Origin of the sequence: Streptomyces sp. V3I7 (assembly GCF_030817495.1) — a bacterium.
GTDB lineage: Bacteria > Actinomycetota > Actinomycetes > Streptomycetales > Streptomycetaceae > Streptomyces.
In genome coordinates, this window is sequence record NZ_JAUSZK010000001.1 from 18,577 (window position 1) to 45,448 (window position 26,872).

Here is a 26,872-nt window from a genome sequence, read left to right on the forward strand (position 1 = left end):
CGACACGGGCACGGACACGAAGGTGTGCGTGAAATTCGCCGGGATCAACAGGGTCGCGTGCGAAACGACCAGATACATCGGTAATCGACAGCAGTTCTAGGCGCCCGCCTCGCGTCCGTGTTTGATGACGAAGCCCCCGGTGTCCGCTGGAACAGAACGAGCCGCCGGGGGCTTCGTGGTGTCGCCCGGGACCGACGGGGTACGGCGCCGAACGACATTCAGGGGGAGACCGTGGCTTTCACGGAGGGCACGGTGTTCTGGGGCCGGTCCAGCCGTCCGTACAGCGCGCGCATCAACCGGGCCTTGTTCTGCACCCCGTGCAGGGTGCGGGGCCGTTGGCGCAGGCGGCGGTCGGACTCGCCCAGCACGAACGCACGACCTGTCCGACTGGCTCAACGACATCCCTTCTCATAGCCGTCACCATCAACGACCAAGCCCCGCCGTTCAGGACGAACGGCGGGGCTTTTCGTGTCCCCGCGGAGCCGACCGCAGGTACGGTTCTGGTGTCGAAGCAGAACAGGAGACAAGTATGCACTCTCTGCCTCAAGACCACACGGGTACGCGAATCGCCCGGCTGCGCCGCGAGCGACATCTCAGCCAGAAGGCCCTCAGCGAACTCTCTCAAGTTCCGTACAGCACACTGACGAAGGTGGAGCAGGGGCGCATCCCTGCCTCCCCCCACGTGATCGGATCCGTGGCACGGGCCATGCGGGTCGACGTCGCGACGATCCAGGGGCAGCCGTACTTGAACGAGCTGCGTGCGGATCAACTCGACCTGCTGATCACGCCCATTCGGCGCTCCCTGGACGTCTACGACCTCGGCGTCGACCCCGACATCCGAGTACGACGCTCCGAGGAACTGCACCGTGACGCAGAAAACCTATGCGCCAGCGTCCGGGCCGGCGAGATCAAGAGCGCTGCGTCTCGTGTCGCCGGACTCATCGAAGAGGGCACAACGGCCGCACACGCCTCGCAGACCCACGAGGGCTGGCTGACCCTGGCCAGCTTCTACCGCTCGGCGTACGACGTCGCGGCCAAGCTCGGATACCCCGACCTCGCGCAGCTCTCGCTCGCGCGCCTGGATTGGGCGGCCAAGCGCGGGTCCGACGCAGTGCTCGGCGGCATGTACCACTACCTGCGATCCCTGACCTACCTGCGGGACGGCCAGTACCGCACGGGCGGGCGTCTGGTGGAGCTCGGGCTGGCCACCATCGCGCAGGCCGAGAGCTCCCGGGAGCGGCAGGTCGTCACCGGGCAGATTCACCTCGGCGCGGCCGTAATTGCAGGCAGAGCCCACGACGAGGACAACGCGAGGAACCACCTCAGCGAGGCTGAGCGAATCGCAGGCGAGACCGGGGAGGCGGCTCAGGTCCACTGGCTGGCGTTCGGGCCCACCAACGTGGGTGTGCACAGGGTGTCCGTCCTCGCCGAACTCGACCAGTACGGAAAGGCGGTGGAGGCCGCCGACCAGACCAGGATCCCAGCGGACTGGCCCAAGTCCCGTACGAGCCACCACTACGCGGAAGTCGCTCGCGCCCAGTTGTGGACTGGCCGAACAGAGGACGCCTTCAAGAACCTCCTCATGGCACGGAAGGTGGCGCCCCAACAGGCCAAGTACCACCCGACAGTCCGCGAGACCTACGCCGGACTGGAGGCGGCACATCGCCGGCTGCCGGACAGCTTCCTGTCTTACGGAGCATGGCTCGGCCCTGCCGCATAACACCGGGTGAAGCTTTGACCCCAACTATCAACAATTAGTGATAGTTGGGGCCTTGCTGTGTCGGCACCATGACGGAACCTGCGAATTTCGACATGGAGCCGACCATGACGACTCATCCACTGGCGCAGGAGCACGCCTGTCGAAGCGCCGCTCCCGACGCCACACCCTTACATCGCTTGGACCGTCCCGGCCATGGCGCCGTGATGTGCGAGCATTTCACGATCTCACGTCACAAACAGGACACACCGCCGAGTGCACAAGACTCCGCCCAAGTAGGGCACATGCGCCGCATCGCGGCGGCCCGACTGCGCGACTGCGGCCTTGAGGCCCTGATCGACGACGTGCTGATCGTCGTCTCCGAGCTGCTGACGAACGCGATCCTGCACAGCAGCACTACGACGATCGGCCTGCTCATGCGCGTCGACGGCGACATACTGCACATCGCCGTCGACCACGGGGCCCCGGGCGCATCCGAATGCCAGCTCCCCCGCATGGACGCCGAGTCCGGCCGCGGGCTGTTCCTGGTCGACGCGCTGACACAGGCCAACGCAGGCACCTGGGGCATCAGCGCCTGCGGGACCTGGTGCCACTTCAAGCTGCCCTCCGGCGGTGCCCGGTGACCGCTGACATGGAGCGCCTGCTAGCACGGCTGCGGGAGTACGAGCCGTTCGACGGCGCGGCGATCCTCGACGACGTCGAGGCCCTGCTGGACGGTGCCGCCCCTGACGAGGAAGACGTCGAGGAACTGGCGATGCGTCTGCGCGGCCACTCGATGCAACTCGTCCAGATCGCTGTCGCCAACGGCGCCGACCAGACCGGCACCGAAGCGAGCCGGCTGATTCAGATGGCTCGCACCCTGCGCGCCGAGGAGATGCCCGACGACCACGGGCAAGCAGTGGGGCTCCTGCGGCGCATGGCCTGCTCCGTCAACGACCTACACGACCACCTGGGCGCCCACAACTTCCTCAGGCAGACGGCATGAACGACCGCTCCCTTCCCCCCCACTCCCCACCCACCCCCCCACCCACCCTCCCGGACGAGAGAAAGCAGATCTCTGCCGTGCCCACCGCATCCGCGCTGCCGCGCCTGGTCCCCTTCATCACCCAGCGCACGGGCGAAGAGCCCGCACCGGACAACCTCGTGATCCTGCTGCACCCCTCCGGGCCGCGCCTCTACTACGCGGACGAGGACCGCCGCGACCGGGACATGCGAGGCACCCTGATCGCCCGGTGCAGCTTCAACCCCGTCGACGACCACGGCCAGCCGACCGGCAAACCCCAGTGGAAGATGATGCACCCCCACCGGCAGATGATGTGCATGCAGGCACTGCGCTGCCAGGTCTGCCGGAACCCCGCCCGCACCCCTCTCGGATTCATCTTCCTCACCGGCCCCCAGGACCAAGACCCCACCGCGCCCACCGTTCTCACGAACCAGCCGGCCGGTATGCCCCGAGCACGCCCTCGCTGCCTCCAGACTCTGCCCGCACCTGGCGGGGGACCTCATGGTGTTCTTGGCGAAGAGCGCGCCCCTGTACGGCGTGCACGGCACCCTCTACGGCCTCAACGACAACGGCCAGGTCCACGCCCTGGCGCAGCCCGAACACTCCCTGCCCTTCGGACACCCCAACATGCCCACCATGCTCGCCTCCCAACTCATCCGCCGCCTGACCTCCTACCGCATCGTCGACCTGGACGAGCTGCAGCGCGAGCTGACTCTGGCCGTACTGGCCGCATAGCCCCTGCCCGGCCGCCCGGCCGACACACGTCCCGGGCCCTTGGGCAGGTACAACCCTCCCAGCGCGGGGCACACCGACCCGACGTTCCCCCACGGCAGGTCAGCTCCCCGCGCCGGGCCCAGAACCGCCGGTCGCCCAGCACGACGACCAGCGCAGGGCGGCGCGGTAGCCGACGTACGAGGCGGCGATCAGTGTCAGGACGGAGGCGAAGGCCAGCTGGGCGAGGAGTTCGCGCAGGGCCTCGTCGCGGTGGCCGCGTTGCACGGCCGCGACGACGACGCGCGTCTGGCCGTCCGACGTGACGCGCTTGGCGTGCAGCCGCAGGGAGTCGGGCGTGATCGGCACCAGTGAGCCGACATCGCGCCGTACCGCGTGCCCGTACACAGCCGCGTCGACCTCGGCGGGGGTGAGCAGCGGCCGCCGGCGCACCGCCGCACTGGAAACGAGCACACGGACGCGAGCGTCGAGGACCTGGTGGAGGCTGCCGCTGAGACCCGGCGGCCATCACGCTGCTGTCGCGTGGCCGTGACGCCGGCTGGCCGTGGAAGTCGGCTGCCTGACTCGCCTCGGCGCCCTGCCTGACGCACGAAACCTCCGCAGGGCAGCGCCCGACGTCGTTGTCTGGACCCCGAGTTCGGGCACGTCGCGCTACCGGGCGAGCGTAACGGCGAGCGGTACGTCCGGACAGCCGTCCAGCACGGCGGTGAGCGTGGCTTGCTCGGCGGTGTCGATGCTCAGTTTCCAGCGCAGTTTGTCCGCGATCCAGTCTGCGGTGTACTGACATCGGTAACCGACGGCCGGCGGCAGCCAGGTCGACGGGTCCTGGTCGGCCTTCGATCGGTTGCTGGTGGCGGAGACGGCGATGAGCGCGCGGTCGTCTCCGAGGTCGTTGGCGTAGGCCTCCCGCTCCTTCGCGCTCCAGGTGCTGGCTCCGGAGTCCCAAGCCTCGGCGAGCGGCACGAGGTGGTCGATGTCGAGACCGCGCGGCCCGCTGACGTACCGGTCGTCGTACGGGGAGTACCACTCGCCGCCGGTCAGGGTGCAGGTGCCGGTCCGGTCGGGGGCGACCACGGCTTCGGCGAGGAGGACCTCGTTGCGGGTGCTGCAGCCGTCGCGGTCGGCGTCGATCCAGTGCTTGAACTTGGTGCGCTCGTAGCCGGTGCGGTCCTCGGCGCGGACGGGGAGCTGCGCGAGGGCGTCACGGACGGGCGCGGTGACCGTCTCACCGGGGACCTTGCCGGCGGCCGGGGCGCCGTGGGCGGTGGCAGGGATGAGAAGTACGGCAACGGCGGCCACGGCGACGGTGGTGCGGGCGAGGCGCACTCGGGATTCCTTTCGGAGATCACGAACGGGGCGTGATCTTCGTAGCGGCTCCTCGGGCGGCGCGCGCGGAGGCCGACGACGGCTCTACTCGATCGGACGGTAAGCATGATCATCAGCCAGTCACACCGCGCAGCCTAAAATCCCAGGTCTGACAGACATCCCCGACGAACTGATCAAACTGGAACGATCCACCGAAGGAGGCCAGTTGGGGAAGCCCGGGTAGTTCTCCACCTCGGTCGGGCTCATCGGCGCCCGCGGGGCCAGAAGAAGTACCCGAGGGCGAGTGCCGCGATGCCGATCGCGGACACGCTCCCCGTCGCCCATATCGCCGCGTCGCGTGACTGGAAGAACCCGGCCTGCAGGACCTGCACCACGCCGGACATCCCCGCGCCCGCGATCACGGCCAGGAACACCTCCAGCTTCGCCCGCTGCCTACCCTCCCGCCGCTCCTCCTCCCGGGACTCCTGTTCTTCGCGCTGCCTGGCCAGTTTGGCGATGCTCGACCCGAGCTGGTCCTTCGCCACTTCTTCGATCATGGCGTTGAGTTCCGTGGCCCGCTGGTGAAAGGTAGACCCGTCCAGTACCAGCCGCAGGACGTCCGCCACGACTGGCGACGAGACCAGCGACGGCGAGCGGATTAGGGTGATCGTCGACCTGACCGACATTGCGAAGTCGTTGAGACGGGTCCTCTCGGCGTCGAGTTCGCGCGCGAGCGCCCGAAGAGCTTGCGAACTGCCACCTGGGTTGCGCTCCGCCGTGTCGACCCGCGCTCTGAACGCCTCAACGCGCTGGTAGTGGTCGACTAGTTCGAGGGACCAACCCGTGAACAGCCCGTCGAGGGAGGCGACGAACTCCACAACGTGGCCCCGGCCGTTGTGGGCGAATTCCGGCATCCCTGGGGCGATGATCGCCGTGGTGTTGGAGGTCCGCACGATCTGCTCGCCGGTCAGCCCGGTGATGGTGGTAGTCAGGTCGCTGGCGCGCGTGTACCGAGCCCACTCCACAATGGAACCTATCAGGTGAGTGACTGGGTTGGTCAGCAGTTGGGTGCCCATCACTCCCTGGAGGCCCGCGGCGGTGCGCACCTCCTGCCGCGCGTCCCCGGCCGGCCCCAGCGTGGTGGAGGCCGCGTTGACCGCGACGACAACGTGGAACATCCCCGGACTCGCCAAGGCGCGTGAGCCATCCCGGCCCCCGGTGTCGCCCAAGCACTCGCACACGTCCTCGGCGAGGTTCAATGCCAGTTCCGACAACCGCCGCCACCGAGGGGACCGGCCATCCCGGAAGGCGACACGGGCCGCCCCGTACTCCGGCGCGGCTCGCAGCATCGCCGCGTAGAGGTCAGCCGGGCTGGCGTCCACGATCTCCCGGCTGAAGCGGACGTAGTGGTTACCGAGCCGGGAGAAGCGGATCTCCGCCCGGACCTGATCGAGCGGGCGGCCGTCCATGCCGCTGACCATCACGTCAGGAAGCTCGACCAGTGCGCCGCCGTACCGCCGTTCGAAGGCATCCGAACCGTGCCAGACGTCGTCCAGGTTCAGCGAGCTGTTGACAGAGACCCGCCTGGTTCCCCCCAGCTCCCAATCAGCGCAACGCGTGGCGACCGCGTCGAGAACCTCCTGCGGTGGCACGCCGCGCACCGCGAACGGGTAGAGATACACGATCTTCCCGTGATCCACGCGCAGCCACGGGTCGTCCTTTCGCTCTGCCAGCGACACCAACGCCAGCCGGTGCGCCTGAATTTCGCTCAGGTAACCGAAGTCAGTGACGTGGCCTCCGTCTTCGGCCACTTCGATCTGCGCGATCGCCTCGTCGAGCGGCTCGCCCATCGCAAGGAACTCCCGGACCCCGCGCACCGCTCGGGCGACCGCCACGCCACACACGTCGTCGATCTCTGCGATCCGCGCGAGGAGGTAGCGGCTGATATCGGGAAGGCCGTCCGCTGCCCGCCGCGCGAGCTCCCCAGCTTCGCGTGCCTTCACCACGGCCGCGTCCAACGCCGCCTGCTGGGCTTCCAACTGCCCGGTGACCATCGCGTTCTCTGCGTGGATCTGCGCCGCGACACTCTCCATCAGAGCTACCACCGCCCGCCCTGCCACCTGGTTCGCGGCCTCCAGACGCGCCCCGCGCTCCCGCACGCACTGGGCGGCCGCCTCCAGCGTCTCCCACAGAGGCTCGAAGTGGTAGGAGATATTCCACTCCGCTTCCACCACGGTGAGGACGAACAGCAGCAGGAATGGAACACCGCCAGGCGCGATCGCGGCCTTCTCCCACTGCCGGAGGATCTCGGCAATAGCAGCCTCGGTCCGGTCAACCGACCGGCGCCCCTGCGACGGCTGATCCGGCACCGGATGAACATCCCACTGCGGCAGCACAACCAGGCGGTCGGTCTCCACCTGCAGACCCGCCAGCCACTCGCGCAGTGGCCGTAACTCACCTGCGGCCAGGGCTTCCATCATGGGGCGATGCATCCTCCGATGCTAGAAGCCGCCACGCTGCGCAGGAGGCGTTTCCTGAAGTGTTGGAGGGAGACGCTGCCCTGGGCGAAACGGTCGTCCCACGGCGAGCTCATGACGCAGCGCCAGAGCAGCCCGGGGAAGGGAGTTGCTGTGGTAAGAGACTGATCGGACTCATACTGTCCCTCACCGACTACGACCGCTTCGCCGCCGTGTCCCCCAGAGCGGCCCAGATCGTGCTGAACACACACCGACCCTCTCCCGGAGGCCCCTATCTCCTTTCCGTCCGGCCCCCTGCCACTGCACGACATCGCCACCAGACCGCTCCCCAGAGGCGCGAGCGGCGTACTCGTCCAATGAGCCCTTCGAGTTGGCCACCGATCGGGTGATGGGCCGTGTAGCGCAACGAGCGAGGCCCCCGGGCTGTTGATCGAGATGTCTGACGTCTCAATCACGTTGCTCGGGGGCCTCGTTGGTCATCCATGCTGCCGCACTCGACCTGCCGCATGCACTCGTGGAGTGGGTCACCATGCTGATCATCACCCGTGAGGGCGACCGGCGCTGCAAGCTTCGTCCGTCCCAGCGCGCGATGGTGGCACTGGTGTACCTGCGCGAGCACACCACTCTTGCGAAGATCGCCGCCGGGTTCGGGATCAGCGAGTCCACCGCCCACGCCTACACCAGCGCGGTCATCGACCTGCTCGCCGAACGTGCACCAGGCCTCCTGAAGACGCTGCGCGAGCACGAACCCGAGTTCGTCCTGCTTGACGGCACCCTCGCCGAGTGCGACCGGGTCGGCGACGGCCGGGCCGACTACTCCCACAAACACCGGCGCCACGGCGTGAACGTGCAGGTCGTCACCGACCCCGGCGGCCAGTTGCTGTGGCTCTCGCCCGCCCTGCCGGGCCGCACCCATGACCTGACTGCCGCCCGCACCCACCGGATCATCCGGATCTGCGAACGCCAAGGCGTTCCCATCCTGGCCGATCTCGCCTACCAGGGCGCCGGCCCATGGCTGACCACCGGCATCAAACGCAGGCCCCTGCAGGAACTCACCCCCACCGAAAAGTCCCGCAACCAGGCACTGGCCGCAGCGCGAGCGCCCGTCGAACGCGGCGTCGCGAGGCTGAAGTCCTGGCGGATCTTCCGCAGGTCCCGGTGCAGCCCCAACCGCATGACGTCAATCGCCAAGGCTATCCTCACGCTGGAGCGGCAACGCTGAAGAAGCTCACTGAAACAACTTCCAGTGGCCCTCGGAGACCACTTCGACAGCGCCGTTGGTCACCTTGATGGCGGTCTGCTCGTCAATCGCATACGCCGGCCCCTCGATCCCGGCCGCCCATCGTTCTGCCTCGGCCATGGTGTTCTCCGGGCAAGCCGGGTGATCCAGGTGCGGGAAGATCGAAAAATCAACCACGCCCAGCGCACTGTCGCCGCCGGCGGGCGGCTTCCAGCCCACGAGGTCCTCACCGATGCGGGGGGTCATCACCAGGCTCCCGGCGCTGAGGCCCACATACACCGTGTCGGGCAGCGACGGCAGGAGAGCAGCCAGCCCGGACTCCCGCATCCAGTGGCACAAATACAGCGCGTCACCGCCATTGACCAGCAGGACGTCGGCCTCCCGGACCCAGGAGACCCAGAGCGCCTCGTCGATGCTGGGCAGCGCGGTGAGTTCCAGCACCCCCACCGACTTCCACCCCAGCTCGGTCATGGGGCTCGGGGATCGTCCGCTGATGAACCGCCAGGGCCCGCCCGGATCGGCGCCGGGACCCCCATACCCCGCGGTCGGGATACACAGGGCGCTGGACTCGGCGATCGGCTTACCCAGCAGGTCGACCAGCGCATCCTGGATGCTCGCGTTCTTGATGCCGGAGTCGGTGAGGAGAAGCTTCATCATGTCCTTCCCGAGGAACGTCGTCGCCATGGTCAGAAAACGGTAGTTGATCTGACTGAACGAGCTTGGCGTGACTGTCCGCCTCCCCGGAACTCGCACGCAGGCGCTGCGGTCCGACGTGGACAAGGCCAGCCTCCGGCGCTCCGCGCCGGAGCGAGGATGCAACAGCCCCGAATAGGTGACAGAGGCGCGGGCATCCAGTCCAGCGCCATGCTCGCCCTCTCCGCCGAGGGAATCCTCCCGAAGGTCGATTACGCCATATTCGCCGATACCGGTTGGGAACCCAAGGCTGTCTACGCACACCTCGACCGCCTCGAACGAGAAATAGCGAAGCCCGCCGGTATACCCGTTCTCCGCGTCTCAGCCGGAAACATCCGGGAGGATGCACTCGACCCCGATCACCGCTTCGCATCCATGCCCCTGCACATCCTCAATCGGGACGGGAAGAAGGGCATGACCAGGCGCCAATGCACAGTTATCTGCACCTCTCCTCCTCGTTGATCGCAGTGACCAACAACTCGATCAAGGAGAGCGAAGTGGATCTACGTCACGAACTGATGGAGGGCCGGGCCCAACTGCCTCGCGCCGGCGCCGTGGTGGACACCGGTGAGGCCCACCCTCCATACGTGGTCGTCAACGGCATCGGGCACGAAGTGGAGCCCGTCACCGCGTACCTGCGCAACCTGGCGCTGAGCGACAACAGCCCGTTGACCTCCCGAAGCTACGGGTTCGGGATGCTGCGTTGGTTCCGGCTCCTGTGGCTCCTCGATGTCGCCTGGGAACGGGCGACCGAGGCGGAGGCAGCTGTCCTGACCGGCTGGCTGCGTACGGCACCGAATCCTCAGCGTCGTCGGCGCAACCCTCAGTCGCCGCCCCCGGGGACGGTCAATCCGCGGACCGGAAAGCCGTATCTCAGCCCCGGATACGCCCCGACGACGATCAACCACGCATTGTCCGTGGTGAGCGGCTTCTACACGTTCCATGCGCACTACGGGCGCGGTCCGGTGGTGAACCCCGTACCCGTTTCGCCGCAGCGGCGCCGGGCGTTGAGTCACCTGAGTCCGCTGGAGACCAAGCCAGTTCTGGGCCGGTCCAGGTTGCGGCAGAAGGTCGCGCATCGGCCCCCGCGGTCCATTCCCGACCTCTTGTGGAACGAGCTGTTCACCGCGATGGGATGCGAGCGGGATCGGGCCCTGCTCGACTGCTACGTCACCAGCGGCGCCCGCGCGGAGGAGCTGCTCGGTGTCGGTACGAACGATATTCACTGGGCCAAGCCGGGCCTCTACGTCATCTCCAAGGGCACCCGCGAGCGCGAACTCGTTCCGATCTCGCCGGAAGCCTGTGTCCGGCTGGCCCGCTACCTGGACAGCACCGGTACACCGCAGGCCGGTGATGCCGTCTGGCGGACTCGGCACGGGCAGGACCGCCCACTGACCTACTGGGCGATGCGGCGGGTGGTGCAGCGGGCTCAGCAGAACCTCGGCACCAACTGGACCTTGCACGATCTTCGTCACACGGCGGCCCACCGGATGGCCAACGGAGGCAAGCTCACGCTGCCCGAGGTCCAGACCGTTCTCAGGCACGCCAACATCCAGACCACCAGTCGCTATCTGGCGGTGCGGGTCGAGGAGATCTTCGACGCTCTCCTGGAGCACTACAACCAGCCCCGGCCGCAGACGAGTTACCCGACCGGCTACTCCGCCGACGACATCGCGGCGGTGTTCGGTGCCTAAGACCGCCGCGAGCCCCACCACCGGCGTCAGCCGTCGGCACGGCCTGATCCCCGAGGGCCTCGACTATCCCAGCCGATTCGTCGGCGGCTCGATGGCGCCGCAGCCAGCCACCACGGCCGCGCCGCCCCGCCCGTTCGATGACCTCTCCACCACCAGCGCGATGTCGATCGCGAGGCTGGTCGTCGAGGTCTGGGAGGGAGGCGTGTCCACTCGGCAGCAGCGCGGCATGGCCGCCCGCGCTGTGCTGGACTACCTCGCCGGTTACCCCGGCCTGACGTGGCAGGAGCGGTGGGACGCCAGCCCGGTCGGGCAGGGGCTGGAGCACGTGAACGACCTGGAGTGCCGGCGCAGTCCCAGCATCAAGCTATCCACCGGCCTACGGGCGCTGATCTGCCTGCGGGTCATCGAGCCATCCCTGGTCGTCTTCCGGCGTCACCACATGTCCAGCTTCGCAACGATGTTCATCGCCGCCCAGGGCGACCCGCTGCTGGACGACTTCGTCAAGCAAGTCGAGGTCCACCAGCACTCCTATGCGCACCGCACCGAGGCGTTGTACGACCTCTGCGTGCTGCTGGCCTCCCAGGGGGTCGCACTGAGCGATGTAACGGCGCCCGCGCTGCTGCACTTCGCGCAGGAAAACCGGCGCGCGTGGGCGCTCGTGAACCCGGGGAACAAGGCCGGGAACCGGCTCCGCGGTCAAGGCGTATGGCATGTCCTGCACGCTGCGGGCCACCTGCCGCCGACCGTTCCACCAACCATGCGCGCTGCTCTCATGCGGGGCCAGAAGAGCGTCGAGGAACTCGTCGATCACTACCCCATCCGCAACCGGGCCGTCCGCGGGCTGCTGATCGAGTACTTCACCCGCCGCCGCGCGGACACCGACTACGGCACCCTGAAGAACCTGGTCCTGCACCTGGCTCACCACTTCTGGGAGAAGATCGAGCGGATCAGCCCCGACCAAGCTGACCTGCGCATCTCCCCGGAGACCTACGACGCCTGGCGAAAGATGATCGCAGTCAAGGACAACGGTGCTCCGCGCGCCGGGGCCGACGGGCTGGTCATCTCGATTCGCAGCTTCTACTACGCGGCACTACCAGGAGCATCTGGCACACCGACGCCAGATTCGGCCCGAAGGCGAGTACCGGGACACCACCTCCGACGAATGGACCGAGTTCGAGGAGCACTTCGATCGTCGCAAGGTCGAGCTCGGTTCCTGCGGCCGCCCGTACGGCACCCCCTGCCAGCACGAGCACGCTTGCGTCCGGTGCCCGATGCTGCACGTCAACCCCAAGATGCTGCCCCGCCTCGCGGAACTGGAAGAAGACCTCCTCGACCGCCGAGCACGCTCCGAAGCCGAGGGCTGGACCGGTGAGACCGAAGGCATCGACCTCACCCTCACCTTCCTCCGGGCCAAGCGCGACGAGACGCAACGCCGAGCCCAGCGACCACCCGTCGACCTCGGCATCCCTGTGTGCCGCCGTCCGAAAGAGCAGAAATGACCTTCCCCAAGCCGATGACGGAACTTCCGGCAGCGCTGAGGTCAGTAGCGCTGGATTCCAAGCTGGCTTGCGGCGGCGTTCACGGTCTGTGCGAGCAGGACAGCGATCGTCATCGGCCCGACACCGCCAGGCACCGGAGTGATCAGACGGGCGCGGGTGAGGGCGGTGTCGAAGTCCACGTCGCCGACGTTGCCCGGGTTGTATCCGGCATCGATCACAATCGCGCCGGGCTTGATGTCCTCACCCTGGATCAGCCTGGGGCGTCCCACAGCCGCCACCACGACATCCGCTTCACGGACGATCCCCGACAAGCCCGCCGTCCGGGAGTGGCAATACGTCAGCGTTGCGTCCTTGGCGAGCAGGAGCATCCCCACCGGTTTGCCGAGGATGGCGCTGCGGCCCACCACGACAGCGTGCTTGCCCGCGAGGTCGACGTCGTACGCCTCCAGCAGTCGCATGATCCCGCCCGGCGTGCAGGACACGAAGCCCGGCAGGCCAAAGCTCATCGCGGCGAAGGAGTGCATCGTGACCCCATCGACATCCTTCTCCGGGGCGATCGCCTCGAACGCCGCGCGCTCGTCGATGTGCGGACCGCAAGGATGCTGCAGAAGGATGCCGTGCACCTCCGGATCGGCGGACAGGCCAGCGAGGGTGTCGATCAGCTCAGCGGTCGTGGTCGTCGCGGGCAGAGCGATGTGCCGGGACTGGATACCTGCCTTTGCGCACCGCGCCCGCTTCATACGGACGTACGTGACCGACGCAGGGTCCTCTCCCACCAATACGGTCGCCAGACACGGCGCAGTGCCCGTGCTCTGCGAAATCTCCGCCGCCTTGACAGCAGCCTCTTCGACGATGCGCTTGGCAAGGCTGGTGCCGTCCATGAGCTGGGCCATCTGAGTCGCGGACACGATTGTCCTCCAGGCGTTGCTGACTACTCGCCCAGGCGCACGGCAACGACGTCTCGTCAGACCGCTCCCCGGTGGTACTCCACCTCAGCGCCAGTCACGGCCCGCACCGCACTGTAGTCGACCAACTGCTCACACAGCGCAGCACCCTCACTCCTGACGCGCCCACGACCTGCTGGGCGGTCACCGATCATCCGACCCACCCCCATCCAACTCGGAGGCACTTTGACGAGTCACATACCCCCATTCACCCGTGAGAGTGAAGTGCAGAGAAGTACCGGGGAGTACAAAGTCAAGCCGATCAAGAAGAAGATTCGAGAACTCCTCGGATACCCTTATCCCAGCCGAATACCTCAGGATGTGTACGTCGAGCAGTGGGTCGGTATCTCCACCGATGAGTTCCATCGCGCAAAGGACGCTGACGTCCGCTACATGCGCAATCATCACCCGCTGATCGACCTGAACTGGTCCCGGCCGGATTGCATTCGCTACCTGACTTCGCTGGGGCTCGCCGACACCCCGAAGTCAAGCTGCCTGGGCTGTCCTTTCCACGGAAATTCGCAGTGGCGACAGATCCGCGACACCAGCCCCGAAGAATGGCGAGACGTCGTGGAATTCGACGCCGCTATTCGCCAGGGCAACGCCCGCGCCAACGCCACCGGCAACAGGCTCCTCGGCCAGGCATTCCTGCACCGCTCCCGTCTGCCCCTCGACGAGGCACCGATCGACCACGTCACCGCCGCCGAGCGGGCCGCCCGCCAGAGCGAGTTCGCCACCAGCAGCACCCCAGACCCCATGGAGGTCGAGGAGCTGGAACAGGGCGTGATGGACGGCTGCTCCCCGTGGGCCTGCCGCGGCAGCGAAGCCGCGCTGACGCAGGACGACTTCGGGCTCGCCACGTGATCCTGGACCTGTTCGCAGGTCCAGGCGGCTGGAGCCACGCGCTGTCCGTGCTCGGCGCGCGGGACATCGGCCTGGAGTGGGACGAATGGGCCTGCAAGGCCCGCGCCGCCGCAGGCCAGTTGACGGTGCGCACCGATGTGGCCCTGTATCCGGTATGGCCGTGGGTCGGCCGGACCCGCGGGCTGATCGCGAGCCCGCCGTGTCAGGCATGGAGCATGGCCGGCAAGCGACTCGGGCTGGTCGACCAGCCGCTCGTACACCAGGCGGTCGCCGATCTCGCCGCCGGACGCGACACCCGCGAGGAACTGCTGGCCGGCTGCCGCGACGAGCGCAGCCTGCTGGCCGCAGAGCCCATGCGCTACCTCCACGCGCTCAACCTGGCGGGCGAGCCGGAGTGGGTCGCCATGGAAGAGGTCACCGACGTCCTGCCCCTATGGCGCCAGTACGCGGAGGTGCTGCGCGTGTGGGGATTCTCGGTGTGGGCCGGGATCTTGAACGCTGCCGACTTCGGGGTGCCGCAGACGAGACGGCGGGCGATCCTGCTCGCCTCGCGGGTCCATACCGCTCAGCCGCCCCCGCCGACCCATGCGCGGGTCGCCGAGCCGGACTCGCTGTTCGGGCCGGGCCGTGACCGCTGGGTCAGCATGGCCGAGGCTCTCGGATGGGGCGCCACCGACCGCCCGGTCCCCACCGTCTACGCCGGCGGCGGCCCCGGCGGCGGACCGGAGCCCTTTCCTTCCGGATCCCGCCAGACGCTCGCCCATGCCCGCGACCGCGGTAACTGGCGTCAGCATCCCGACGTGGCGCTCGAACCGCAGAAGTGCGGGGCGGGCTGTACCGCACGCCACGGCGCCCGCGCCGCGACTCCCGCCGACGCGCCGGCACCCACGTTCACCAGCAAGGCCACCCATTGGAAGTGGTCCCTGCGCAGCAACAACCAGACCAACGCCACCGTCCGCAGCGTGGCCGAGCTGGCCGGGACGCTGTTCTTCGGGCACCGCGCCAACGAGTGCACCTGGGTCGCCGAAGCCGCCGTCCCGCAGCCGGAGCACGGGGAGGCGCAGGCCGCGCCGGATCCGATCCGGATCACCGCCCGTGAGGCCGGAATCCTGCAGACCTTCCCCGCCGACTACCCCTGGGCCGGCAACAAGGGTCAGGTCTTCAGCCAGATCGGCAACGCCGTGCCGCCCCGCCTCGCGGCCCACCTACTCGCCCCTCACCTGGGCGTCACCCTCCGCCCCGACGACTTCACCCTGGCCGCCTGATGCCCCCCACTCCCCAACCCGAGACGGACGGCCTCGACGCTGTCTCCGTACCGGAGCCGGTGTACTACGCCGAGCAGGCGCTGCTCGGCGCCCTCCTGCTGGAACCCCAACGTCTGCCAGAGGTCACCGGGCTCGAGCCCGGCACCTTCTCCCGACCGGCGCACACGGCCCTGTTCACCGCCATCCACAGCCTCCCGCCCCCTGATCCGGAGCAGCACGCCAAGAATGCCGCGTGGCTGGACAAGGTCCTCACGCACGCGCAGGAGCACACCCGCCGTCTCCTGCGTGCCTCGTATCTACACACTCTGATCCAGGTCTGCCCGGCGCCCCGGAACGCTGGTGCGTACGCGCGGATGGTCGAGGCCGAGCACGCCCGCCGTCTCCTGCGTGCCAGCGCCCAGCGGCTCGCGCAGACCGCGCGGGACGTCACCCTCCAGCACCCCGTCCCCACCACCCTCACCGCGGCCGACGCTCTGGCCGAAGTGGTGGACAGCCTCGCAGCGCGCTTTCCACCGCATCCGGGATCCGTGCCCCGCACCCCCGCCCCCGCACGGGCCGACATACCCGACGCCGCTGAGGCGGCCGCCGAGGAGAGGGTGCTGCTCGCCACCGCGACGGCACAGCCGGACGAGGCCGAGCAGATGCGATGGCTGAACGCCTCCGACTTCACCCAACCCCTGCACGCAGGACTCTGGCAGTGCCTGACCGCACTGATCCGGCGACGTGCACCCAGCGACCCGGTCACCATCCTCTGGGAGGCCCAGCAGCGCGGCCTGCTGACCGCCGAGGTGGAGCCGGCCGGCCTGTTGCGGCTCCTGACCGAGCATGCGGCCTCCGCGGAGCACTGGGGCGAGCGCGTCCTGCAGCGCTCGATGCTGCAGACCGCGGTCCACGCCGGGCGCCGTATCGAGGCGTTCACCGATGATCCGGCCCCATCAGGCCCGCGCGCCCCACGGCCACGACAGCACCCCGCGCCGGCCCGCCGCGGACCTCGGCTCCGGCCGCCTCGCACCACTCCCGTTGACCCCAACCCCCGTCGGTGGCCGGACCCGAGGTCCGGCCACCGACCGAAACGAGCACCCCGTCGTGACCACGCCCACGCCCCCGTCCACCGACACCCACGTCCGCCTCGACCTCCACCCAACCCACTCCAGCACCGTGACCGCCACCCTCACCGGACCCCGGCACCCGATGGCCACCGCCCTGCTGACCGCGCACGGCTTCGAAGCCATCGACGAACGCACCCTGGTGCTGGCCAGGATCGACCACGAAGAGCCCCACTGGGCCGAGCAGACCGGCCAGGCACTGACCGGGGAAGGCATCCCCACCGAGATCACCCCGCGGCTGCGCGAGGCGATCGACGAGGAGTGGACCTGGGCCGACTACCCCATGCCCTGGTGCAGCCGCCAGGAGATCCGAGACGTCTCCAACGAGGCCAACACGATCTACGAGGACATCCGCCGCGGGCGTCTGATCATCCACGCACACGCCGACGACGGGTGGACCACCGTCGCCGTCGGCACCTACCGCGACACCGGCAAGAGCGTCCACCTCCGCGGCGAGAACCACCTGCGGCAGGTGGAAACGGAGTACGACTCACCCGCCCCAGCCCTCACCGACTTCGAACGCCGCCTCGGCCCCCGCGTCCGCCCCGGCCCCGGCCCCCGCGACCACCACCGAACGACAGACCGAACAAGCCCGCACCTCGCTCGGTACACCCGCCGCCGAACAGGAAATCGAGCCCGAACAGCCGGTGAAGGGACCCCAGACCGTGCCCTCCCACGCAGCCGACCCCGGCGACCATAACGCCCTCCTCGACACCTTCCTGACCGAGCACAACGACTGGGAGAAGTGGCGCACCTGGTTCCACAGGGGGAGGGCCACAGTAAAGATGGACGAATACAGCAAGAGGAAGGCGTTCAGAGCCGTCAACAGCAGGAATCGCCCGTCCCTGTACACCAGGCTGCGCGCCGGTTTGCGCGGTGCCTCCGGATGCACCGTGCCCTCGTCCGTTTCGTCCTGCGCGTCAGCCGCCGGTGCTTGAGGTGCACCGAGCGGCGCGGTGGCGACGAGCAGTCCGGCAGCGTACAGCGTGACCGCCTCCATGACGAAGGAGATCCGGAACAGCGATGCCGAGTTGACCGACAGGACGGCCGCGCCCAGGCCCAGTCCCACGAGCATCGCGGGGACGACTCCATGCCGCGGGAGGCGGCGTAGGTACGCCACGAGCAACCCCCGCGGGCGCGGGGACGACGCCGTCGCCGTCACGCGGATGACGATCAGTGCCGAGCAACCCCCGCGGGCGCGGGGACGACCTCACGATCTACGGGCAGACGCTGCCCGAACTCGAGCAACCCCCGCGGGCGCGGGGACGACGAAGGACAGACCCAGTGACCGAAGAAGAAGCAGGAGCAACCCCCGCGGGCGCGGGGACGACGCGCCCTGGTACGTGCAGTGGCAGACGCGGCACGAGCAACCCCCGCGGGCGCGGGGACGACGGGCGGCCGGCCTTCCAGTTGGAGTCGGTGCGGGAGCAACCCCCGCGGGCGCGGGGACGACGTCGTCCTCGCGGCCCTCGCCCTGGTGGGAGACGAGCAACCCCCGCGGGCGCGGGGACGACGTCGCCGTTGGCCTGGGCCTGCTCGATCAGCTCGAGCAACCCCCGCGGGCGCGGGGACGACGTCGCCGTTGGCCTGGGCCTGCTCGATCAGCTCGAGCAACCCCCGCGGGCGCGGGGACGACCGTCGGGATGAGTTGGTGCGGGTGCAGGGGCAGGAGCAACCCCCGCGGGCGCGGGGACGACGTTGAACTCCATGTCGGACAGACCCTGGGGGACGAGCAACCCCCGCGGGCGCGGGGACGACCACTTCACGGCATGCGTCGCGGCGTTGTTGAACGAGCAACCCCCGCGGGCGCGGGGACGACGTTTTTTGGCTGTGCGGCGGGTGGGGAAGCGGGGAGCAACCCCCGCGGGCGCGGGGACGACAGGAAGCCGCGGCGGGCCAGCATCAGGTCGCTGGAGCAACCCCCGCGGGCGCGGGGACGACCCTTATTGACCTGCGGTGAAGCTACCAAGTTTGCCTGTTTTCCTTTACATGCATCCTGGGTGTGCGGTCCTTCCGCCTGGATTGTCAGACCCGCCGTCTATCGTGCTGGCCATCTTGGAACAGGGGTAGTTCGAGGGGGCGTTGCGCGTGGTGGACGAGCGGTCGGTTGTGGAACTGATGCGGTCCATGGGGATGTCCGAAGAGACCGTAGCGCGGGTGTCCCGGTTGTGGGGGAAGTCGGCGGCGCGCAATGGCGGGCGGACTCATCTGCTGCTCGGTCACCTGTTGGACACGGCGGCTGTGGCGGGTCTGATGTGGGATCGGTACCTGTCGCCGTCGTTCCGTCGGCGTCTGGACGAGGTCGCTGGGGGGCGGGGACGGGCCTGGTTTATGTGGGTTTGCGGGATCCACGACTGCGGCAAGGCGTGCCCGGCGTTCCAAGGGCTGGACGCAGTGGAGGCCGCTGCCGTGCGCGCGGCCGGGCTGGCATGGGGGCGGTTGCAGACCGGGCGGGGAAAGAAGTGGCGGCATGACGTGGCGGGTGGGGCGATGCTTCTGCCGCGGCTGCGTGAGGAGTGGGGCGATGCCGAGGCCGCAGCGTGGGTGTGGCCGTTGGTGGCGGGCCATCACGGCGCCTTCCCGTCCGTCGGCAGGCTGCGGCCGCCGTACCCCGACGCGCTGGGGCGGGGGTCGGCTTGGACCGAGGTTCAGCGTGCTGTGGTGGATGTGTTCAGCCGTGCCGTCGGCTTCGACGGTCTGGCGGCTGCGAGACCGGTTTCGTCGTTGCGGAAGGCAGAGCAGCTGGCGTTGGCGGGGCTGATCGTGATGGCCGACTGGATCGCCAGCGACAACGAGTGTTTCGAGGGGTTGGCCGATGCTCGTGATGTCTCGCCTGCCGGGGCGTTCCATCGGGCTGAGCTGGCCTGGCGGAAGCTTGGGTTCCAGGGAGGCTGGGCAGAAGTCGTTCTGCCGGGTTCCGCCGTTGCGCCTCTGACGGGACGTCTGGGGGTGTCACCGCGTGCTTCGCAGCGGGAGCTGGTGGAGCGGGCGTGGTCGATGCCGGCGCCGGGGCTGCTCGTGGCTGAGGCTCCGATGGGCGAGGGCAAGACAAAGGGCGCGCTGGCTGCGGCGGAGGTGCTGGCAGCTCGTTTTGGCCTGAACGGTGTGTTCGTGGCGATGCCGACGCAGGCGACGAGCGATCCCATGTATGAGCAGGTCCTGGACTGGGTGCGCTCGTTCAATCCGGGACTCGAGTCTCAGGTCGCGCTGCTGCACGGAAAGCGGCGGTTCAACCAGCAGTGGAAGAAGATCTGGGAGGGCGAACAGCCGCACGGGGCCGGTGAGTCCGAGAGCACGGTGTGGGACGATTTCGGGGCGATCGACGAGGACGACGACTTCGGCTGGCCGGGCAGCAGCACGACCGAGGCGGAGGCCGAGCGCAGCGGGCCGCCAGTGTGGTTCCTGGGCAGCAAGCGTGGACTGTTGACGCCGTTCGCTGTCGGTACCGTCGATCACCTGTTGTATGCGGCAACGCGTACGCGACATGTGATGCTGCGGTTCGCCGGTCTGACGGGCAAGGTCGTGATCGTGGACGAGGTTCACGCAGCCGATGTCTACATGCGCCAGTTCCTGCTGGAGGCGTTGCGGTGGCTCGGTCAGGCGGGGGTGCCGGTGGTGTTGTTGTCGGCTACCTTGCCGCCCGCGCAGCGGCAGGCGTTCGTCGACGCGTACCTGTCGGGGGTGTTGGGGGTGGCGGACGTCGACCAGCCGGTACCGGCTCCGGCCGGTTATCCCTGCGTGACGACGGCGTTCGCGGTGGCCGGGCAGCCGGTGGTGGAGAGTTCCCGTACGCGGGTCCCGTCGTGGCGGGAGTCGGTGCCGACCCGGATCGAGTGGCTGCCGGATGCGGAGAAGGAGGGGGCGGAGGTTGCCGCGGCGGCGCGGGAGGTGGTGCGGGACGGTGGCGTCGTTCTGGTGGTGGTGAACCAAGTGGAGCGAGCTCAGGCGGTCTATGGTGCGTTGCGCGACGGCGGGTTCGACGGGCCTCTGCATCTGCTGCATGGGCGTCTGTGTACAGCCCACCGGGCTGAGCGGACGCAGGAGTGCCTTCGCTTGATGGGGCCGGAGGCTGGGGGCGAGCGGCCGGAGCGCATGGTGGTGGTCGCCACGCAGCTCGCCGAGCAGTCGTTCGACGTGGATGCGGATCTGCTGATCACGGATCTCGCACCGATGGATCTGCTGCTGCAGCGGATCGGGCGGCTGCACCGGCACGCTGGGACGCGGAGGCCATTGGCACATGCCACGCCGCGCGTCTTGGTGACCGGGGTGGCCGCCGAAGACGGCGGGCGTCCTCGGTTCCTGTATGCGTCGAAGAAAATCTATGGGGAGTGGCCGCTGCTGCGTGCTGCGGCCCTGGTGACGGAAGCCGCAGGCCCTTTGGTGCCTCGCGGTGGCGCTGGCGGAGGGGGCAGCGGGGCCTGGAGTGTTCCGGCTGATGTGCCTGGCCTGGTGGCGCGTGCGTACGGGGAGGCGGAGGTCTGTCCGGCGGAGTGGGATGAGTCGGCCGCTTTTGGTAGTTGGAGGGCGGAGGAGGAGAAGCGTCGTTCGGCGGCCGAGGAGTTTCTTCTGACGCGGCCCCGTGAATGGGGGGCGACGACGTTGGAAGGTCTGCACTATGCGGCCAGCAGCGCTGGGTCCGAGGAGGACCTCGATGCGGTGGTACGAGATGGTGATCGTGGCGTCGAGGTCGTCGTGGTGCACCGTGTGGCAGGCGGTTTCACGGCTCTGGACGGAACGCAGCTCGGTGTGCACGGCGAAGTCCTGGACGAAGCGGTAGTGGAGCGGCTGCTAGGCGGATCTGTCCGGCTGCCTGTCGGACTTTCCGAACCTGGCCGGTTGATGAAGCCGCTGCCAGGGTGGTCGGCACACCCCTGGTTGCGGTATGCCCACGCGTTGGTCCTGGAGGACGGGTGTGCGGAGCTGGGCGAGTCCGGGCTCTCGTACGACGACGTGCTGGGACTGGTGGTGGCCCGGCGGTGAGCAGGAGGGGCGGCGTCGTCCCCTTTCTGTTCCCTGACCCCGCTGTCGCGGGGACGACGTGAAGCAGCGAACCGGAACACCCCCGCGTCAACGGTGCGGGGAGCGGGGACGTCGCCGCGCCAGGGCACGGTACCCGCTGAACATCCATCACACGAATAGTTCAGGAAATCTCCACGGATTCTTCAGAAGTGCTTGCGAAGCAACGAACCTTGGCTGCAGTCTTGAGGTCGCTGGCAGACGGTCGCACAACTTGGCTTATCTGAGGTGGAGTTGCGCGATGCGGTCCGTGATCTCCGGGGGAGAACCGCTGGCGTGCAGAGGGGGGAAGGCCATGGAATGGGAAGATGATCTGGTTCGACAACGCTGGCTGTCCGCCGCCGAATTGGGTGGCGAGGGCCGGGGGCTGGGACTGCTGGAGACGCTGACCGGCGCGCATGGGATCCGGCGGTTGGATCTGCCGGTTCCGACGATGCTGCCGGCCGTGTTGCGTCAGGTGTTGTTGCCCGTCGTGTTCGACGCGCTGGGAGTGCCACGGTCACGCAAGGAGTGGGCGCGGCGGTTCGGGCAGGGCAGCTTCTCCGACGAGGAGAAGGAGAAGCTCGCCGACTATCTCGGCCCCCGTTACGGAGACCGGTTCCGGCTCTTCTCCGAGCGGCCGTTCGCGCAGGTGGCGGGTTTGTCGGCGCTGAGTGGCGAGACCAAGACGTCGGCTCTGCTGGTTCCTTCGGCGGCATCGGGGAACAACGTGCCGTTGTTCAGCGCCTTGAGCGAGGCCGATCATCTGGACCTGACGTCCGCCCAGGCCGTGTTGTGGCTGCTGCACGCCCACTGCTGGGACACGGCCGCGATCAAGACCGGGGCCGTGGGCGACGAGCAGGCGAAGAACGGCAAGACGACGGGTAATCCGACGGGCCCCTTGGGGCAGCTCGGTGTGATCGTGCCGAACGGCCGGACCCTGTACGAGACGCTGCTGTTGAACACACCCATCCTGCACGACGGGTTGGATCCCGGTGACCGGCCACAGTGGGCCTGGGACGAGCGGCCCGCGTCGTCGGGCTCGAAGTCGCCTGCGAGCCCCGAGTGGTCGGCGCGGCCCGCCACAGGCGTGCTGGACCTGCTCACCTTCCAGTCACGCCGGATCAGGCTGATCCCGGCCGAGACCGAACAGGGCCCGCGGGTACGGCAGGTTGTTGTCTGTGGTGGCGACCGGCTCACGGCCACACCCGAGCAGGAACTGCACACTGCGTGGAACCACACCGCCAAGCCGAAGGCGGGCCAGCCGGCACGCCGGCCCCGCCGTCACACGTCGGGCCGTGCGGCATGGCAGGGGCTCGGCGCCCTGCTGGCGCTGTCGATCCCGGAGGATGGTGACGGCCCGTACACGTCCCTGCTGCTGCGCCAGATCAGCGACCTGCACGCGGATAAGTACATGTCCGCGGGTTTCGCCCTGGGGGTGGAGACCTGTGGTCTGGAGTACGGCAACCAGTCGGCGGTGGTGGAGAACGCCATCGCCGACACTCTCCCGTTGCCCGTCGCGTCCCTTCTCGCAGACGACGACTGGCTGCGCGTGGCCGTCCTGGAGTGCGTGGAGCAGGCCGACCGAGTGGCCAGGGCGTTGGACAGCCTCCAGAGTGATCTGCGTCGCGCCTCCGGCGGGGACCCTCTCCCGCGGGACAAGGGCGAGCGGCCATCGCTGCTTCTCCTCCACGCGGTCGATGGCAAGATGCGGCGTCTGCTGGCCGGGCTGCGGACCATCGGCGACGACTACGAGCTGCTGGAGCGCGCTCAGGAGGCATGGGAGATCACGCTGCACCGGGCGGCACGACGGCAGGCGGACGCCCTGCTGGCTGCCGTGCCACCCCGGGCCGTGATCGGCCGCACCGAAAAGGCCAACGGCAAGGACATCGCGTTCCGCAGCGGCAAGGCCGCCGGCGCCTTCCACACCAGGCTCGGCGAGATCCTCACCCGCGTCAGCGAAGTCGCAGCAGTGGGGGGAGAAAAGGCATGAGCACCCTGACAGCCGTCTCCGGAAGTCATCGCCGCCCCTACTACTGGGAGGAGGTCACCGAGAACTGGTCCGCGCCTCGCGGACAGTCCAACGCCAACGCCACCGGTCTGCCGACGTGGGCCGAACATGGCCTGCGCGCGCTGCGCGAGGGTCTGGGACGAGAGCCAGGCACCGTACCCGGTATGCGATACCTGCACCGGGTGGAACTCACCGACGCCGCCCGGAACGCGGAAGACATGCCGCGCTCCTACCAGGCCGAACACGCCGCGCTCACCCTCTTCGGCCTGCACCAGCACGGAGCGACGAAACCCGTCCACCACCCGGGAGCAGGACTGGGGGCGGCCTGCCGAGCGTTGCGCGAGCACCAGGCCACCGCACCTCTGAAGACCAGCGGCCAGCGCCTGACCACCGTGCAAGAGCGGCGGGTGGCCGTCCCAGTGGCACGGCGACTTGCTGCCGCCGCGACAGCATTGGACCTCGACGAGCTCGTGCACCATCTGCGCGGTCTGGTGCCGATGCTGCGGCAGGCGGAGGTCGGCCTGGACTACACGCGGCTCCACCGCGACCTGTGTGACTGGCTGACACCTCACCACGGCCGGGTGCTGCGCGCCTGGGGCTTGCAGTACACCCACTCCCCCGCCGAAGCCGCAGAGAGCGGGCGGAATGAAAAGGGTGTGGAGCCTGCCTTCTGGGCCGGCTTCGACCCCGCCCGTCCGGACGCCGGGGCCGAACTGGCGGCCCTGCGCTGCGGCCTGGGCGAGGAGGCCGGGACAGTCCCGGCCATGTGGGTCTGCTACCGCACAACGATGGGCAGTGAACTGCGCGCCAAGGGCGCCCTGACCCGGGACCTGATCGCCGAGCACACCGCGCTGGCCCTCTTCGGGCTGCACCAGCAGGGCCGGCAGCAGCCGATGCATACGCCCCACCTCAGCCCCGGCACCGCGTGCCGGCTCCTTCTCGCACGGAACAAGAACACGGACCGGACGGCGCTGGAGCGCAGACTCGGCGTCCTGCTCACCTCCCTGGACACCGGCGAGCTGGCCCACCACCTGCGCAGTCTCGTTCCCCTGCTGCGCCAGGCTGACGTCGGCCTCGACTACGACCTCCTGCGCAGGGCCCTGCGCAACTGGGGCGACCCGAAACAGCCGGAGGCGCAGTCCCGGCTCCGCAGCGCGTGGGACCGCGACTTCCGCCGTACGGACCCGCAGACCTGACCGACAGCAAGTCGGCCGCGCCCCTCGCCCAGGTACAGCACCACACCTCACACCCTGCCGGCACCGGCACCGACCTGGCATGCCGCCGGCCTCAGGGCGCACGTACGGATTTTCCGCGCCCAGCCATTCGGTACTCATCTTCGAAGGAGCTACGCCATGGCCAAGCCCACCCTTTTTGTCGAGGTCCACATTCTGCAGAGCGTGCCGCCGTCCAACATCAACCGGGACGACTCGGGCACTCCGAAGCAGGCTCTCTACGGCGGTGCTCGCCGAGCCCGCGTCTCCTCGCAAGCGTGGAAGCGTGCCGCCCGTATCGAATTCGCCAAGGGCGAGGAGCCCGCGGACCGAGCCACCCGCACGAAGCGGATCGCGGCCCTGCTCGCCCAGCGCCTCGCCGCTCCCGCCGGCGACGGGGGTGCGGGACTCGACACCGCCCAGGCCGACCGGCTGGCCACCGCACTGCTGGAGCCTCTGGGCATCAAGAAGTCGACCAAGAAGGAAGAACAGTCCGCCTACCTCCTCTTCTTCGGTAAGCGCCAACTCGACGCCCTCATCGCCCTCCTCGACGGACGCGCGGCGGAACTCGCCGCACTCACCGACAAGGAGCTCGAAGAAGAGATCAAGCAGCTTCCCGTGGTCTCGGCGCTGTCCACCGGGCACCCGGCCGAGGTCGCGCTCTTCGGCCGGATGGTCGCCGACCTGAAGGAACTGAACGTGGACGCCGCCGTCCAGGTCGCCCACGCGCTGTCCACCCACGCCGTGCGGACCGAGTTCGACTACTTCACCGCCGTCGACGACGAGAACATCGACGACAGCGGCGCAGGCATGATCGGCACAGTGGAGTTCAACTCCTCCACCCTGTACCGCTACGCCGTCCTGGGCGCGCACCAGCTGCGTGAGAACCTCACCTCTGCCGAGGCCACCCGTGACGCCGCCGTCCGGTTCGTCGACGCGTTTACCCGCTCGATGCCCACCGGTCACCAGAACGCCTTCGCCCACCGCACGCTGCCGCACCTGGTCCTGGTCACCGTCCGCACCGACCAGCCCGTCAACCTCGTCTCCGCCTTCGAGAAGCCGGTCACCGGCAGCCAGGGCCTGGCCGCCGAATCCGCGCTGGCCCTTGCCGAGGAACTGCGCTCCGTCGGCGACACCTGGGGCAGCACTCCCGCACGCGCCCTGGCGACCTACGCCCTGGAGAGCGACAAGCTCCCGGAAGTCTTCGGCCCCTCCCTTCCGTTCCGGGCCCTGCTCGACGAGGTCGGCGACGTGATCGGCGGCTGGCTGGCCGACGCAACGATCCCCGCCCAGACGACGGAGGCTGCAAAGGTCGGCAAGCGATGAGCGACCGCGCCGTGCTCGTTCTGAGGCTGGCCGCCCCCCTGCAGTCCTGGGGCGGCCCCTCCCGCTACAACCGACGCGACACCCGCGCCCAGCCCACGAAATCCGGCATCCTCGGCCTGCTCTCCGCGGCCCAGGGGCGCCCGCGTGAGACCGACCTGACCGACCTGCTCGGTCTGCGCCTCGGCGTACGCGTCGACCAGCCCGGCACGCTGCTGCGCGATTACCACACCGTCAGCGATCACCGCGGCCTCCTTCTGCCGGCCGCCAGGGTCGACGCCAAGGGTGTGCAGAAGAAGAACAGCGCGGGCAAGTACACCGGCGTAACCTGGCGCTACTACCTGCAGGACGCCGTCTTCACCGCCGTCCTGCACGGCCCGGCCCCACTACTCGAAGACCTCGATCACGCCCTACGGCAACCGGTCTTCCCGCTCTCGCTCGGCCGCCGATCCTGCCCGCCCACCGGCCCGATCAGCCTCGGCCTGCGCCCCGACACCGACCTGCAGACCGCGCTGTCAGACGAGCCCTGGCAAGCATCGGAACACCACCGCACCCGCCATCGCGGACCGACCGTGACGCTGGAGGCGACTGTCGAAGACCCGACCGGCGACCTCCGCATCTCCGACGTGCCCGACACCTACGACCTGAAGGCGGGCACCGTCTTCCGCGAACGCACCGTCCGCCACCTGTGGGTCACGCTGCCCACCGGCCATCCGCAGGACAGGCGAGCGGACAACGCCGCACACTCAGCCGATCCCGGCCACGACCCCTTCGCTCTCCTGGGCTGGTGACA

General features: G+C 68.8%; 21 protein-coding genes, 2 pseudogenes, 1 CRISPR repeat array and 1 riboswitch. Of the genes and pseudogenes, 17 read left to right on the forward strand and 6 right to left on the reverse strand.

Annotated features, from left to right (window positions below):
* Window positions 1-218: 218 nt before the first annotated feature.
* Window positions 219-368 carry a hypothetical protein gene (locus QFZ74_RS00090; protein ID WP_307618708.1) on the reverse strand — a complete coding sequence of 50 codons (150 nt, stop codon included), beginning with the start codon at window positions 366-368 and terminating at the stop codon, window positions 219-221.
* Between the two features lie 161 nt (window positions 369-529).
* Between QFZ74_RS00090 and QFZ74_RS00095 the strand changes: the two genes are divergently transcribed.
* The 4 genes from QFZ74_RS00095 to QFZ74_RS00110 all read left to right on the forward strand — a co-directional run bounded on the left by QFZ74_RS00095 (window position 530) and on the right by QFZ74_RS00110 (window position 3,455).
* Entirely contained in the window at window positions 530-1,720 is a 1,191-nt protein-coding gene (locus QFZ74_RS00095) for a helix-turn-helix domain-containing protein (protein ID WP_307618709.1), read from the forward strand.
* Window positions 1,721-1,923: 203 nt separating this feature from the next.
* Window positions 1,924-2,340, forward strand: a complete 417-nt coding sequence (locus QFZ74_RS00100; protein WP_373462325.1) for an ATP-binding protein — start codon at window positions 1,924-1,926, stop codon at window positions 2,338-2,340.
* Window positions 2,337-2,702, forward strand: coding sequence for a DUF6415 family natural product biosynthesis protein (locus QFZ74_RS00105; protein ID WP_307618710.1), 366 nt, complete (start codon window positions 2,337-2,339; stop codon window positions 2,700-2,702). The genes QFZ74_RS00100 and QFZ74_RS00105 overlap by 4 nt, the downstream gene beginning before the upstream one ends.
* 519 nt (window positions 2,703-3,221) lie before the next feature.
* Complete coding sequence (locus QFZ74_RS00110) at window positions 3,222-3,455, forward strand: hypothetical protein (RefSeq protein WP_307618712.1); 234 nt, start codon at window positions 3,222-3,224, stop codon at window positions 3,453-3,455.
* 99 nt (window positions 3,456-3,554) lie between these two features.
* Here QFZ74_RS00110 and QFZ74_RS00115 read toward each other — a convergent pair whose 3' ends face one another.
* The 3 genes from QFZ74_RS00115 to QFZ74_RS00125 all read right to left on the reverse strand — a co-directional run bounded on the left by QFZ74_RS00115 (window position 3,555) and on the right by QFZ74_RS00125 (window position 7,237).
* Complete coding sequence (locus tag QFZ74_RS00115) at window positions 3,555-3,905, reverse strand: hypothetical protein (RefSeq protein ID WP_307618713.1); 351 nt, start codon at window positions 3,903-3,905, stop codon at window positions 3,555-3,557.
* A gap of 198 nt (window positions 3,906-4,103) precedes the next feature.
* A complete protein-coding gene (locus QFZ74_RS00120; protein WP_373462326.1) occupies window positions 4,104-4,778 on the reverse strand; it encodes an HNH endonuclease family protein in 675 nt (224 codons plus the stop codon).
* Window positions 4,779-5,020: 242 nt separating this feature from the next.
* A complete protein-coding gene (locus QFZ74_RS00125) occupies window positions 5,021-7,237 on the reverse strand; it encodes a hypothetical protein (RefSeq protein ID WP_307618714.1) in 2,217 nt (738 codons plus the stop codon).
* A 469-nt stretch (window positions 7,238-7,706) separates the two neighbouring features.
* On the opposite strand from QFZ74_RS00125, the gene QFZ74_RS00130 reads away from it, so the two are divergent.
* Window positions 7,707-8,456, forward strand: coding sequence for a transposase family protein (locus tag QFZ74_RS00130; RefSeq protein WP_307618715.1), 750 nt, complete (start codon window positions 7,707-7,709; stop codon window positions 8,454-8,456).
* A gap of 6 nt (window positions 8,457-8,462) precedes the next feature.
* Here QFZ74_RS00130 and QFZ74_RS00135 read toward each other — a convergent pair whose 3' ends face one another.
* Window positions 8,463-9,128 (reverse strand): Type 1 glutamine amidotransferase-like domain-containing protein, encoded by a 666-nt coding sequence (locus tag QFZ74_RS00135; protein ID WP_373462455.1) that lies wholly within the window; start codon window positions 9,126-9,128, stop codon window positions 8,463-8,465.
* A gap of 210 nt (window positions 9,129-9,338) precedes the next feature.
* Here QFZ74_RS00135 and QFZ74_RS00140 point away from each other — a divergent pair.
* The 3 genes and pseudogenes from QFZ74_RS00140 to QFZ74_RS00150 all read left to right on the forward strand — a co-directional run.
* Window positions 9,339-9,602: pseudogene (locus QFZ74_RS00140) on the forward strand (hypothetical protein); the annotation flags it as partial.
* 62 nt (window positions 9,603-9,664) lie between these two features.
* Entirely contained in the window at window positions 9,665-10,861 is a 1,197-nt protein-coding gene (locus tag QFZ74_RS00145; protein WP_307618717.1) for a site-specific integrase, read from the forward strand.
* A gap of 160 nt (window positions 10,862-11,021) precedes the next feature.
* The gene (locus QFZ74_RS00150) at window positions 11,022-12,233 is read left to right on the forward strand and encodes a hypothetical protein (protein ID WP_307618718.1); all 1,212 of its coding nucleotides are present in this window, start codon (window positions 11,022-11,024) and stop codon (window positions 12,231-12,233) included.
* 168 nt (window positions 12,234-12,401) lie between these two features.
* Here QFZ74_RS00150 and QFZ74_RS00155 read toward each other — a convergent pair whose 3' ends face one another.
* The gene (locus QFZ74_RS00155; RefSeq protein ID WP_307618719.1) at window positions 12,402-13,268 is read right to left on the reverse strand and encodes a bifunctional 5,10-methylenetetrahydrofolate dehydrogenase/5,10-methenyltetrahydrofolate cyclohydrolase; all 867 of its coding nucleotides are present in this window, start codon (window positions 13,266-13,268) and stop codon (window positions 12,402-12,404) included.
* A 22-nt stretch (window positions 13,269-13,290) separates the two neighbouring features.
* Window positions 13,291-13,376: riboswitch (ZMP/ZTP riboswitch) on the reverse strand.
* 249 nt (window positions 13,377-13,625) lie between these two features.
* On the opposite strand from QFZ74_RS00155, the gene QFZ74_RS00160 reads away from it, so the two are divergent.
* The 9 genes and pseudogenes from QFZ74_RS00160 (at window position 13,626) to cas5e (ending at window position 26,870) form a co-directional block, all read left to right on the forward strand.
* Window positions 13,626-14,168, forward strand: a complete 543-nt coding sequence (locus tag QFZ74_RS00160) for a hypothetical protein (protein ID WP_307618720.1) — start codon at window positions 13,626-13,628, stop codon at window positions 14,166-14,168.
* Window positions 14,165-15,433: a DNA cytosine methyltransferase gene (locus QFZ74_RS00165; protein ID WP_307618721.1), complete on the forward strand. Its 1,269-nt coding sequence runs from the start codon at window positions 14,165-14,167 to the stop codon at window positions 15,431-15,433. The genes QFZ74_RS00160 and QFZ74_RS00165 overlap by 4 nt, the downstream gene beginning before the upstream one ends.
* Window positions 15,433-16,212, forward strand: a pseudogene (locus QFZ74_RS00170) (DnaB-like helicase N-terminal domain-containing protein); the annotation flags it as partial. The gene QFZ74_RS00165 and the pseudogene QFZ74_RS00170, both read left to right, overlap by 1 nt.
* Before the next feature lie 307 nt (window positions 16,213-16,519).
* Window positions 16,520-17,239 carry a hypothetical protein gene (locus QFZ74_RS00175; protein ID WP_307618722.1) on the forward strand — a complete coding sequence of 240 codons (720 nt, stop codon included), beginning with the start codon at window positions 16,520-16,522 and terminating at the stop codon, window positions 17,237-17,239.
* A 359-nt stretch (window positions 17,240-17,598) separates the two neighbouring features.
* Window positions 17,599-18,480: a CRISPR direct-repeat array (repeat unit 28 nt; unit sequence GAGCAACCCCCGCGGGCGCGGGGACGAC).
* A gap of 147 nt (window positions 18,481-18,627) precedes the next feature.
* Entirely contained in the window at window positions 18,628-21,519 is a 2,892-nt protein-coding gene (cas3, locus tag QFZ74_RS00180) for a CRISPR-associated helicase Cas3' (RefSeq protein WP_307618723.1), read from the forward strand.
* Between the two features lie 277 nt (window positions 21,520-21,796).
* Complete coding sequence (gene casA, locus QFZ74_RS00185) at window positions 21,797-23,527, forward strand: type I-E CRISPR-associated protein Cse1/CasA (RefSeq protein ID WP_307618724.1); 1,731 nt, start codon at window positions 21,797-21,799, stop codon at window positions 23,525-23,527.
* Window positions 23,524-24,741 (forward strand): type I-E CRISPR-associated protein Cse2/CasB, encoded by a 1,218-nt coding sequence (gene casB / locus QFZ74_RS00190; RefSeq protein WP_307618725.1) that lies wholly within the window; start codon window positions 23,524-23,526, stop codon window positions 24,739-24,741. The genes casA and casB overlap by 4 nt, the downstream gene beginning before the upstream one ends.
* Before the next feature lie 156 nt (window positions 24,742-24,897).
* Entirely contained in the window at window positions 24,898-26,082 is a 1,185-nt protein-coding gene (gene cas7e / locus QFZ74_RS00195) for a type I-E CRISPR-associated protein Cas7/Cse4/CasC (RefSeq protein WP_307618726.1), read from the forward strand.
* Entirely contained in the window at window positions 26,079-26,870 is a 792-nt protein-coding gene (gene cas5e / locus QFZ74_RS00200) for a type I-E CRISPR-associated protein Cas5/CasD (protein ID WP_307618727.1), read from the forward strand. The genes cas7e and cas5e overlap by 4 nt, the downstream gene beginning before the upstream one ends.
* Window positions 26,871-26,872: the final 2 nt, after the last annotated feature.